12 protein-coding genes and 1 tRNA gene are annotated in these 11,816 nt (G+C 38.0%); 5 read left to right on the top strand and 8 right to left on the bottom strand.

What is annotated here, in order from left to right; genetic code table 11:
- Positions 1-53 precede the first annotated feature (53 nt).
- Both folB and DBR40_RS11990 read left to right on the top strand, forming a co-directional pair.
- Complete coding sequence (folB, locus tag DBR40_RS11985; protein ID WP_124559972.1) at positions 54-422, top strand: dihydroneopterin aldolase; 369 nt, start codon at positions 54-56, stop codon at positions 420-422.
- 1 nt (position 423) lies between these two features.
- Positions 424-1,827, top strand: a complete 1,404-nt coding sequence (locus tag DBR40_RS11990; RefSeq protein WP_124559973.1) for an FAD-binding oxidoreductase — start codon at positions 424-426, stop codon at positions 1,825-1,827.
- Positions 1,828-1,874: 47 nt separating this feature from the next.
- On the opposite strand, the gene DBR40_RS11995 is transcribed toward DBR40_RS11990, so the two are convergent.
- Positions 1,875-2,360: an acyl-CoA thioesterase gene (locus DBR40_RS11995; protein WP_124559974.1), complete on the bottom strand. Its 486-nt coding sequence runs from the start codon at positions 2,358-2,360 to the stop codon at positions 1,875-1,877.
- Positions 2,361-2,429: 69 nt separating this feature from the next.
- On the opposite strand from DBR40_RS11995, the gene DBR40_RS12000 reads away from it, so the two are divergent.
- Both DBR40_RS12000 and DBR40_RS12005 read left to right on the top strand, forming a co-directional pair.
- A complete protein-coding gene (locus DBR40_RS12000) occupies positions 2,430-2,864 on the top strand; it encodes an Hsp20/alpha crystallin family protein (RefSeq protein WP_090763600.1) in 435 nt (144 codons plus the stop codon).
- 193 nt (positions 2,865-3,057) lie between these two features.
- On the top strand, positions 3,058-4,374 hold the full coding sequence (locus DBR40_RS12005; RefSeq protein ID WP_124559975.1) for a nicotinamide mononucleotide adenylyltransferase: 1,317 nt from the start codon (positions 3,058-3,060) through the stop codon (positions 4,372-4,374).
- Positions 4,375-4,466: 92 nt separating this feature from the next.
- Here the strand turns inward: DBR40_RS12005 and DBR40_RS12010 are convergent, their stop codons facing one another.
- From DBR40_RS12010 to DBR40_RS26700, 3 genes are all read right to left on the bottom strand, one after another.
- Positions 4,467-5,489, bottom strand: coding sequence for an LD-carboxypeptidase (locus DBR40_RS12010; protein WP_124559976.1), 1,023 nt, complete (start codon positions 5,487-5,489; stop codon positions 4,467-4,469).
- A gap of 418 nt (positions 5,490-5,907) precedes the next feature.
- Positions 5,908-5,978, bottom strand: a tRNA-Met gene (locus DBR40_RS26695).
- 6 nt (positions 5,979-5,984) lie between these two features.
- Positions 5,985-6,146 carry a hypothetical protein gene (locus DBR40_RS26700; protein ID WP_158674036.1) on the bottom strand — a complete coding sequence of 54 codons (162 nt, stop codon included), beginning with the start codon at positions 6,144-6,146 and terminating at the stop codon, positions 5,985-5,987.
- 341 nt (positions 6,147-6,487) lie between these two features.
- Between DBR40_RS26700 and DBR40_RS12015 the strand changes: the two genes are divergently transcribed.
- Positions 6,488-7,786 (top strand): DEAD/DEAH box helicase, encoded by a 1,299-nt coding sequence (locus DBR40_RS12015; protein ID WP_124559977.1) that lies wholly within the window; start codon positions 6,488-6,490, stop codon positions 7,784-7,786.
- Positions 7,787-7,918: 132 nt separating this feature from the next.
- Here DBR40_RS12015 and DBR40_RS12020 read toward each other — a convergent pair whose 3' ends face one another.
- From DBR40_RS12020 to DBR40_RS12035, 4 genes are all read right to left on the bottom strand, one after another.
- On the bottom strand, positions 7,919-9,235 hold the full coding sequence (locus tag DBR40_RS12020) for an OmpA family protein (protein WP_124559978.1): 1,317 nt from the start codon (positions 9,233-9,235) through the stop codon (positions 7,919-7,921).
- Positions 9,236-9,476: 241 nt separating this feature from the next.
- Positions 9,477-10,139 carry a YdeI/OmpD-associated family protein gene (locus DBR40_RS12025; protein ID WP_124559979.1) on the bottom strand — a complete coding sequence of 221 codons (663 nt, stop codon included), beginning with the start codon at positions 10,137-10,139 and terminating at the stop codon, positions 9,477-9,479.
- A gap of 58 nt (positions 10,140-10,197) precedes the next feature.
- Positions 10,198-10,728, bottom strand: a complete 531-nt coding sequence (locus DBR40_RS12030) for an RNA methyltransferase (RefSeq protein ID WP_124559980.1) — start codon at positions 10,726-10,728, stop codon at positions 10,198-10,200.
- Between the two features lie 77 nt (positions 10,729-10,805).
- Positions 10,806-11,816 (bottom strand): galactokinase (locus tag DBR40_RS12035; protein ID WP_233603875.1); only part of this gene is annotated, 1,011 nt, incomplete at its 5' end.

An 11,816-nucleotide genomic window follows, 5' to 3' on the forward strand; every position in this document is an offset into this window, starting at 1 on the left:
ATGGGCATTATATTCGTGAATAAAAATTTAATTTTGCAACATACAAAACATAGATGAGCCAAATAAAACAAACCGTAGCTTTAAAAGATGTAAAATGCTTTGCCTTGCACGGCTATTATCCGGAAGAACAATTAACTGGAAATCATTTTATTATAGATTTAACAACCGAATTTACACCAGTTGGATTTGATGATGAATTGGCGCAAACAGTGAATTACGAAGAGCTGAACAGCATTATCAGGGCCGAAATGAAAAATACCCAAAAGCTGTTGGAAACCGTTTTGAATAACATCATTTCTAAAGTAATCGAAATTTATCCTTTTGTAGAAAAGATCGAGGTAAGCATGAAAAAGCTTAATCCGCCAATGCCCGGACAAATAGGCCATTCTTTTGTTAAACTTAGTTACTCAGCAGCCAATTAAAATGAATTTTACCAAAATAAATACCGAAATTTTAGCAGAAATCACCTCAGCAATGGGGGCGGATAAAGTTTTTACGGATATAGAAAGTTTACAGAACTACAGTCACGATGAAACCGAAGATTTGCGTTACCAGCCCGAGGTTGTGGTGAAACCCACCACGCCCGAAGAAATTTCGGCCCTCTTAAAAATCTGTAATGCCCATCATGTGCCAGTAACGCCTCGCGGTGGTGGGACAGGTTTAAGCGGTGCTGCTCTGCCTATTTATGGGGGTGTTTCTTTATCGATGGAAAAATTTAAAGCCATTTTAGATATTGATACCGAAAACCTGCAGGCTACTGTTGAGCCAGGTGTAATTACCGAAGAATTTATCAATGCTGTTGGCGAAAAAGGCTTGCTGTATCCGGTTGATCCAAGCAGTAAGGGCTCTTGTTTTATTGGCGGTAATGTGGCGCATGGTTCGGGTGGACCACGTGTAGTAAAATATGGTACCATTCGCGAATATATTTTAAACCTGGAGATAGTTTTACCTAACGGCGATATCATCTGGACAGGTGCCAATACCTTAAAATATGCTTCGGGCTATAATTTAACCCAGCTCATGATCGGTTCGGAAGGTACTTTGGGTGTAGTAACCAAAATTGTAACCAAGCTATTGCCTAAACCCTCACAATCGGTATTGATGATGGGCTCTTTTAGTACCAACGAAGATGCCTGTGCAGCTGTTTCAGCTATTTTTAGGGCTGGGGTAACGCCATCAGCCCTAGAGTTTATGGAACGAAAAGGAGTGGAGTGGGTAATTAAATTCGACGATATAAAGTTTGATTTAAAAGATGATGTTGCAGCTTTGCTCATGATTGAATTTGATGGCGATGATTTAGATGATATTTTTAAAAACTGCGAGAAAACAAATATCGTTTTAGAAGAGCATAAGTGTACAGAGGTTTTGTTTGCCGATACTGCAAGCCAGAAAGAAGAGCTTTGGCGTATGCGAAGAACCATGGCCGAATCGGTAAAATCGAATTCAGTTTATAAAGAAGAAGATACTGTTGTGCCCCGTGCTGCTTTACCTAAACTGGTAAACGGTATTAAGGAAATTGGTGGCCGGTATGGTTTTGAAAGCGTTTGTTATGGGCACGCCGGCGATGGTAACCTGCACGTAAATATTATAAAAGCCGGAATGAGCGATGAAGATTGGAAAAACAAGCTTAAATCTGGTATTGCCGAAATTTTCGAGCTCACCACAGCTCTGGGCGGTACTTTATCTGGTGAACATGGAATTGGTTTGGTGCAGAAAGAATTTATGCCAATCAAGTATTCCGAAATCCATTTGAATTTAATGCGTGGAATTAAGCAGGTTTTCGATCCAAAAGGAATTTTAAATCCTGGTAAAATAATGCCCGATTAATCTTTATCATCAGCTCCGGGATAAGATTCTGGAGCTGATGATATTACTTAAGTTAATTGCTCAAAACTCAGCATTTTCTGTTTTTCCGCTTCAGGTATTGCTGTTGGCCGTTTGGTGGCATAATCAATTGCAATACAAACTGTTTTTCCCCGACTGCAAATAACCTCTTCATTTCCTTTCAGTTTAACAATCTGATAATCCAGATCAAAACTGGTATCCCCAATTCTTGATGTTTTAACATGAATAGCAATTTTATCATGCATTACAATGGGTAAAATGTAATCCAGTTCGGCGTGGGCAATTACAATTCCGGTTTGTTTCCAGTCCCATTTAATGATTTCTTCCCAATACTGGCTTCTGGCAATTTCGAGGTAAGTAAAATACACCGAATTGTTTACGTGTCCCATCATATCGAAGTCGATAAAGCGCAAAGGTACATCAGTTTTATAGTTGAATTTGTCTGAAAAACCGCTTAAAACTGACGTTTTGTCTTTTGTTTTGCTTTGTTTTTGCCAAAATGTCTTAAAAATCATAAAAAAATGGTTTGGTATGTAAGTTGAATATGGTGTATTATCAAATTAAAAAAATAAAAAATTAGAGATATGACACTTGTAAATTTTAACAACAGAACCCGTAACACAGCTCCTTACTTTAACAATGTTTTCGATTCATTGTTTAGCGATGCGATAACTAAAAACAAAGCGGTTGATAAATCGCCAAATGTAAATATTCATGAAAATGAAACTGCTTACGTGATTGAATTGGCTGCACCAGGTTTAAAGAAAGAAGATTTTCAAATCAATTTAAAAAAAGATACGCTTTCTGTTTGGGCAGAAGTTAAAAAAGACGAAACTCAGGTAGCTAAAGATTTTACCCGTAAAGAGTTTGATTACAGCTCATTTGCAAGATCATTCAATTTACCAGATACTGCCGATGGCGATAAAATTACTGCCGAATACAAAGATGGTATTCTAAGTATCAACATCAGCAAAAAAGACGATGCTAAATTACAGCATAAAGAAATTGTAGTATCGTAAATAAAATATTCTCGAAAGAGGGTTTTTCATAATAGTTTAAGTTTAGGTTTTATAAGGTTAATGCTGGATGGCATTAACCTTATTTTTTTAAAAATGACTCTTGGGAGTTCAACGGAGAAAATTCAGTATTTAGATTGATTTTAAGTTACACACTTAAAATTAGCTTAATCTCAAAAATTTGTACTTTTGCGGCATGGAGAGAGAAATTCTGGATACGAAGCGTAAAGCACTTAAAATAAACCTTGACCCGCGTATTTATGGCACTTTTGCCGAAATAGGTGCAGGTCAGGAAGTTTCGCGAAACTTTTTTAATGCAGGTGCAGCGTCTGGAACGGTTGCTAAAACCATGTCGGCTTACGATATGACTTTTAGTGATGCCATTTACGGTGCCGAGGCAAATGGCCGTTATGTTAGTCAGAACAGGCTTTTGCAAATGCTCGATCACGAATTTGGCTTGTTAACCGAACGTTTATCGGGCGAGAAGTATGAAAGCCGTACTTTTTTTGCCTTTGCCGACACGGTAACAACCTTAAATTATAAACGTACTAACGAGCCGCATGGTTGGGTTGGTATTTGTTTTCAGAATGAACCCGGAGGCTTACCGAACGAAATCTTTTTCCACGTTCGTTTACTCGATACAGATGTAAATATGCAACAGCGTGTTTTGGGTATTATTGGGGTAAATCTGGTTTATGCTGCCTTTTATCATTGCCAGGATCCTAAGTTAATGGTCGAATCTTTGGCCGATAACTTAACAATTGATTCGGTAGAAATCGATTTAATTTCCGTTAAAGGACCTGCATTTGAAGGTGTCGACAATATTTTGCTTAATCTGTACATGATTATGAAAGATTTCTCGGCAGCAGCAATTTTTGATGCAGATGCACATCCTCGTCAGGCAAAAGATCTGTTGTACAAGAAAGATATCATGATTTTAAGGACCAAATACGGTCAGAAATCGTTACCTAACTTTAGTTTGTTTAATAAAGCAACCGATCAGTTTAAGCGTACCAATAAGGTAGAAGAAGGTAATCTTGCGGTTATGATTGAGGTTTTACTCACCAATGTATTAACCGATGCACACGAAACTCCTGATGATATTGACCTGGCTGCGGTAGCGAAGCGAACTCAGGAAATGTGCGATACCGGAAATATTGTTATCGTGTCAAACTTTACGCGCCATAACCGTTTGGCTAAGTACCTGGCTCGTTGTAAGCCAAAAAGCGTAGGCTTAGCCACTAACATCAACAACTTGAAATTTGTATTCAACTCGTCGAATTTTAAAGGCGATAATTACTCAGGTCAGTTATTGAGCTATGTAAACGATATGTTTAATACCAACGTGCGTTTATTTGCTTACCCGTTCTTAGATAAAAAGACTAACCAGGTAATTAATACCACCAATATGCCGGTTACGCCAGATGCCAAACCTTTGTTTGATTTCTTGCTGGTAAACGGTTATATTACGGATATTGAGGATTATGCTGAAAATGAAGTGAAGACGGTTTAGTTTCTGCTTACTATAAATGATTACAATGCCTGGTTTATCCTGGCATTTTTTGTTTTTTATAATTTTAGTGCTGTAAGAATAATCAGGAAAAATTAATTCGTTCTGAGGGTTGCGCCACTTTCGTTAACCATTAAAGTATGATTAACACCGCATTTTAATGCAAAATTATTGCGTTGGTGCCCAACCGGAAAATCGAAGGCAACAGGGTAGATGTATTCCTTTACCTTTTCAAGTACAATATCGTAAACGGTTTTGCCAAATTCTTCGCCTGCATCATCGGGTTTAACTTTAAAACCACCTATAATAAGGCCTTTCAGGTTTTTAAGCTTGCCGCTGCGTTTTAAATTCCATAGCATCCTGTCTATGCTGTACAGGTATTCTCCTGTATCTTCTATAAACAGGATTTTATTTTTGGTGTCTAAATCGGAATTACTACCGGCCAGGGTTTCAATAATACTCAGGTTGCCGCCAACTAAGATCCCATCGTTTTTTCCAAAACGATTATTACTATTTAAGGGGCCAGTATAGCCCATTTGTTCACCAATTAATGCGTTCTTTATCGAGAGGATGGTCTCAATCTGTATAGGCTCGGCTTTAGCCCAATCATCAGGAAAGCTGTTGCACATTTTCGAATGGATAGAAGCAATGCCGAAATTTTTGGCCAGGTGACAGTGGAGCACTGTGATATCGCTGAAACCTATAATCCATTTTGGATTTCTTTTAAAGGCCGAAAAATCGAGCTGATCGATAATCCGCACAAAACCATAACCGCCACGGGCGCACATAATCGCTTTAATGTTCGGGTCGTTAAGCATCTGCTGAAAATCGGCTAACCTTTCTTCGTCTGTACCACCATAGGTAAAATCGCGTTTGCCAATGGTTTCGCCCACTTTTATGTTAAAGCCCCAGCTTTGCATTTGTAAAACAGATGGCTGAATCTGTTCCTGCGTAATGTATCCTGCTGGACTGGTGATACCGATAGTATCGCCGGCTTTTAGATAAGGCGGTATTTTAAATGATGAGTTTTCATTTTCTAAGGTACTTGCTAAAGTTTTAAAGGCCGGAAGTACAGCGGTGGCCGCAATAAACGAAGAAAGGAAATGTTTTCTGTTCATCTAAAATAAGTGGTAAAATTGATATGGCTAAATATAGGATTTAAAATTCTGGCGAAAAAGAAAAGGGATTTATATCCATAAATCCCCTTTTTAAACCAAACAAATTAATCTGTAAAAGATTAGTATAATGTGAATTATATAAATAACCACGAACGGAATGAAAAGTTTTGAAAATTTTAAAATACGAGACTTTGTCATGCTGTGTGAAACGAATCATCTCTTATGATTTTTGCATAGATACTATGCAGGTCAGGAATATTCTAATTGGTTAAGGATTCTTCATTGCATTCAGAATGACACAAAAAAGTTAAGGCTATCCATCGCGGATAGCCTTTGCTAACAACAAAACAAATATAAGATAACCAAATCTTAACTGACCTGAGCAGGATCAGTGTAAAGTGCTATGAAATACACTTAGCGGCCTAGTAATGGATTCGAACCATCGTAAAAAGTTTATGAAACTCCAACCTTCCAATCGGTCAACTGGCCATGTTTTTAAACAGGCTTTAAGGATAAAAAATCTTTTAACTCTGAAAGCTGTTCTTGCGCAATATTATCTTCAACCTTAATTTGCTGCGTATCGTGTAGCTCTGTTTTTAGCGGATAGGCTAAATTTGGATACTCATCAATGGCCGGGAACTGAAAATAAATTGACATTGTTTTTGCGTTTAATTGTTTAACACCATATTTTAGTTAATGATTAATGTTGAGCAAATATATAAATAAGTATATAATATCTATAGATTTAGTAGTATTTATTTTGAAATAATTTTTAATCTATTGATAGCGAGTTAATTAATTTTTTAGTTAATTGGGTTTAAGCTGTCTAAAACGACTTATTACTTTAAAAAGATTGTAAAATAACGCTCATGCTGATCCGGAATTAGGCTCTTGTAAGTCGCCTGTACTTGTATAGGTAGTATTCATTTGCAAAGCTTTTCTCTAAAAGCTAATTATTTTAAGGATATTTGCATTTTCAAATCATTAAAATAGGAATTGTGTCTTTAGATAAATTAAAACTTAGCAAACCACTTGTAGCGGCCATGACTGATGCAGGATTTTTAACTCCAAAAGAAATCCAGGCCAGAACAATGTCGAGAATTTTAGGTGGCCAGGATGTTATAGCAGTAGGGCCTGAAGGTTCTGGGAAAACAACTACCTACGTTTTAGCTACTTTAATGAAATTGAAATATGCCTTTGAAGAAGCACCAAGGGCATTAATTTTAGTGCCGGATATTGAGCATGTTGATCATGTTTTGGAGCAGTTTAAATTATTGAACCGCAACAGTACTTTCAGGATTTTAGGAATTGATAGCCGTGGTGCTGTAGAAACACAGATGAACGAAATTACGGATGGCTGCGATATTATTGTAGCTGTACCCGATCGTGCCCGTGCGTTGTATTTAAAATTGGCGTTAAATACCAATAAAATACAATTATTCATTGTAGATAATGCCGAGCTTATAGTTAAAAAAGGCTTGCAATTACCGGTTGTTGAACTGGCTAACAGTGCTTATAAATCTCAGCATGTAGTGTTTACAGAGGTACTGCACGAAAAACTAAACCACATGATTGCTCCTTTCATGAAAGACTCGGCAGCAACTATTGAGGTGGATGAAATTAGCGAAAAGCAGGCTGAGGTTTACCAGCAGATGTTGTATCAGGTTCCCAATTTCAGAACAAAGCTTAATCTGTTAACCTTGCTGTTAAACGATGTAGAGGTTTTTGATAAAGTAGTCGTTTTTGTAAATACACGTTTAACTGCCCAAACGGTTTATAAGAACTTTAACCATAGCAAAGAAGATGAGATTTCGATTTATCGTTCCTTATTTTTTGACGATAAGGGTTATGACGATATTGAAGATTTTAAGGAAAATGCTGCAGCCAGGGTTTTAATAGTAGCCAATGAAAACCTGGGTGAACTGGATATCCAGGGCATTCCTTTTATTTTACATTTCGAATTGCCAGAGCAAAAAGAAACCTTAATTCAGCGTATTGTTAAGCATGGTGATGAAGATGTGGTGGCAATTACTTTTTCAACCGATATTGAACTGATAGAAGTAAGAAAGATTGAGCAGGCAATTGGGCAGAAATTAGAGGTAATGGAATTGCCTGAAGATTTAAAAATTGTTGATGCGGCCAGCAAAGCCAAGAAAAAGAAAGGCGAGGAGGAAGCGGACAACAGTGAACGCGGTGCAGCTTTTCACGAGAAGAAAGCCAGTAACCTGAAGAACTACAATTATAGTGCAGGTACCAAAGCCAAAATGACTTATAAAAACAAAAAAGGATTATCGTAAATATCGTTTTCGTTATGCTGAACTTTTTTCAGCGTCTCTCGGTTTAGAATATGATTAAACGTTAATGTTTAAAACAAAAAGCTCCCCGGAAAATAATCCGGGGAGCTTTTTTGTTGTCGTTATCATTTATGACTAGTATAATGTAAATTCTACACGACGGTTTTGTTGACGGCCAGTTGCAGTTTTGTTCGTTGCAATTGGTTGGTCAGGTCCGTAACCTATAGCTTCGATTCTTGATGCATTTGCACCTTGCGAAACTAAGTAAGCTTTTACTGATTCGGCTCTGTCTTTCGATAAACGTAAGTTTAATTCTCTGCCACCTGTGTTATCGGTATGGCCAGCTAATTTTAAACTGAAGTTTTTCTCAACCAATAAGTTTGCTACACGGTTTAAAGTTGCAAATGATTTAGAACGGATAGTTGATTTACCTAAATCGAATTCTAAGTTCGTAATTGCATCTTTAACCACTTTACGGTCAGCTTCTGTAACTACTACTTTGGTTTCTTTAATTACTTCGCGTTGAACTTTAATCGGACAACCTGAACCATCAACTACAGTGCCTGAAGCAGTTCCAGGGCATTTGTCAAATTTGTTTGCTACACCATCATTATCATCATCGCCTAAATCTTTAGCATATTGCTCTCTATCGCGTTGTGCATTTTGCTCTGCAGTTGATAATGCTCTTCTTAATTCGGCACTTTCTTCAGCAGTTTGCTTGTTTAGGTTAGCTAATGAGCTATAGTTTTGCAATTGAGGTTTCGATTTATCGCCGATGGCAAATTCCAAACCAGCATGAGCGTAAGCAAAGCGATCGTTTGTAGGACCATTGAAACCGTCAAATTTAGCCGACTTAACAAAGTTAACATCGTAACCTAAATCTACATTGATACCTTTAGCTACGCCTAATTTTAAACCTGCGCCAACTGGCACAAACCAACCTTCTCTGTAGTAACCTGCATCAATTGTGTTTGGGGCAGTTGTTGCGCCAGATGACATGTAACCTGCACCGGCTTTTAAATAAGGTGTTAAAATGGCGTTTTCCTGGTTAATGCTAATGTTCGCTACATTCCACACCGCTGATAATGCACCCGACCATTGGATATTGGTTTTATAACCAGTATTCGGGATAAAAGTACCTGTACCTGTAGCAGCCCGTAGCTCTTCTACTTTACCCGCAAGGAAATCAGCCTGAATACCCAATTGCGGTAAAATTTGTTTTTTTACGTAACCGCCGTAACCGATATGCTCAACAGGAGTTTCAAACTGATGATTTGAATTTCCAAAAATGGTTCTTGGGGTTAATAAACCACCATGTACACCTACCGACCAGGTACGGAACTTAGTAGGAGAGAAACGGCCAGTAGCCGTAGGGGTTTCTTGTGCAAATAATTGTGATGATAATCCTAGTAGGGCAATCAACATTGTTGATTTAGTAATTCTCGTATTCATGTTTTTCTATTTTTGTAAATATTTAGTGTCTTAACAGTTTTTATATCGTACTGTTTTGCTGTGATTAAGAAAAAATCTTGCCAAAAGACACTGTTTTTGTATAAATAGTCTATTTATCAGAAGATTAGAGGCTAAAAAACATTTCACGAAAAAGTTACGCAACAAAAGGGATTACCTTTCTTTTTGTATAGTATTCTATACAAAAAGAAAGTTTAGGTAAGGAATGGATATCTAAGAAATTTTATTTATCAGATGGATTCTTCTTCTGGTTTAACAGCATTTCTATTGTTTTTTCAAGTCTGCTGTGGCGTGTTTTTTCCTGTTTTGCGGTTAAAATCCAAAGCAAATATTCCTTTTTATGAGAATAGGCCAGGGTATTGAAGTAAGTATAGGCCGCTGTATGGGCAGCCAGAAGTGTTTGCAAATCATCAGGCAGTTTAACCGTTTTGTTTACGGGATCGATATATTCGCCAAATTCATTGGTTTTAATATGATCGTTCCGCATGCCCGAAGGCTTTACTTCAGTAATGAATTTTAAGCGAAGGGCAGTCCAGGTTTCGTTTACCGCTGCCGAAGCGCAGGGCGTTAAGCCAAAACTGCCCAGTTCTTCCCAACTCTTCATCAACTCCAGGTCTGAGGGTATTTTTGAAGTCTTTTTGGGGTAAAACACCCAGCATATCGTTTTCGCCTCCATATGCCCAATGTTATTTTTAATCTGGGCGTTTAGCTGCGTTTTGCTGGTTGTGAAAGTAATGAGTGCATTAAAATCTGCGGTATCCTGGTATTGCATTATAATTTCAATCGGAATATCGCCGAATATTGCTGCCGCGTTTTCAGGAGCATCAACTATTTTAACTTTATAGCTTGGTTTGATCTGAAGTTTTTTTAAGAATGAATTTTCCATTGTCTCTATGTTTCCTGTACTTTTCTCCGTGTGCTTTATGGTAAAAAAACAGGCAGAACTACAATCTCAATTTAGCAAAGAAATCCCAGAATACAATCCCTGCCGAAATCACAATGTTAAACGAGTGTTTAGTGCCGAATTGTGGAATTTCGATGCACTCATCAATTTTTGCCATTACCTCATCGCTAACACCATCAACCTCGTTACCGAATATTAATGCATATTTTTTGTTGGGGTCTGGCTTAAAAGTATTCAGCATGGTGCTGTTTTCAGCTTGCTCAATGGCTACTATTTCATACCCCAAACTGCGCAAAGCACCAACTGCTTGTACAGTATCGGCGTAATGAATCCAATCTACAGATTGTGTGGCACCCAAAGCCGTTTTTTCAATTTCGCGGTGTGGCGGTTGGGCGGTAATGCCACAAAGTATTACTTTTTCGAGTGCAAAACCATCAGCTGTGCGGAATATCGAACCCACATTGTGCATGCTGCGCACATTATCCAAAACCACTACAACAGGTAGTTTTTCCTGTGCTTTAAACTCTTCAATATCCGGACGGTTTAACTCGTCTAATTTTAATTTTCTCATTTTTAAATTGATTCCACAGATTTATGGATTACACCGATAAAGACGTTTAATCTTTAGCTAAAATCTGGTTAAATGTTTTAAATTTTGGCAGGCCCACTACCAATTTCGCTGATATAGATGGCGGCAGGGTAACCTATTTGGGCTACGTAATAATCGGTTAAATGTTTTGCAAAGTCTTCTTCGTAACCTTTTTTCAATAAGGTAATTGCACAGCCCCCAAAGCCAGCTCCAGTCATCCGGGCACCAATTACATGTTCATAACCTGTACAAAAATCAACTACTGCATCTAGTTCTTTACCACTTACTTCGTACAAAGTTCTGAGTGATTGATGTGAAGCGTACATTAAACGGCCAAATTCTTCGAGGTTACCTCCGTTTAAAGCTTTTGCGGCCAGATGCACACGATCGTTTTCTTTAACCACATGCGTTGCACGGTTTAAAATTACCTCGTCTGGAATCAAATGACTGTGTAAAGCCAGTTTTTCGGCAGTCAGCTCGCAAAGGTTGTGCAGGGTAATTTCCTGGTTTAAAAGTTTCAGTGCTTCCTGACATTCAGCTACGCGTTCATTGTATTTCGAATCGGCCAGTTCGCGCGGTTTGTTGGTGTTAATGATGGCCAGTACATAATGGCCGAGGTTAACATCTACCAGTTTATACTTTAAGGTTTCGCAATCTAAAACAATGGCTTTATCTTTCTCCCCGAAAGCAACAGCAAACTGATCCATAATACCTGAATTCAACCCTATGAAATCGTTTTCTACCCGCTTGGCCATTTTTACAAGTTCGAGTTGCTGGTAGCCCAGGTTAAAGAAGTTGTTTAATGCATATGCTGTCGCAATTTCTATTGAGGCCGAAGAGGAAAGTCCGGAGCCAATGGGAATATTTCCGTAGAACAAGAAATCAAGTCCGCCAATTTCTTTACCATCTTTAATCAGTTCGTTAATTATACCAATTGGGTAATTTGCCCACACACCTCCATTTTTAGTGTTTAACTGGTTATCAACTTCTGTCTCAATGTCGAAGTTCAAGCTTTTAAACCTGAATTTATTGTCGTTATTTCTCGCAATGGCTACCCAAGTGCCTAAGGT

Source organism: Pedobacter sp. KBW01, assembly GCF_003852395.1.
Classification (GTDB): domain Bacteria; phylum Bacteroidota; class Bacteroidia; order Sphingobacteriales; family Sphingobacteriaceae; genus Pedobacter.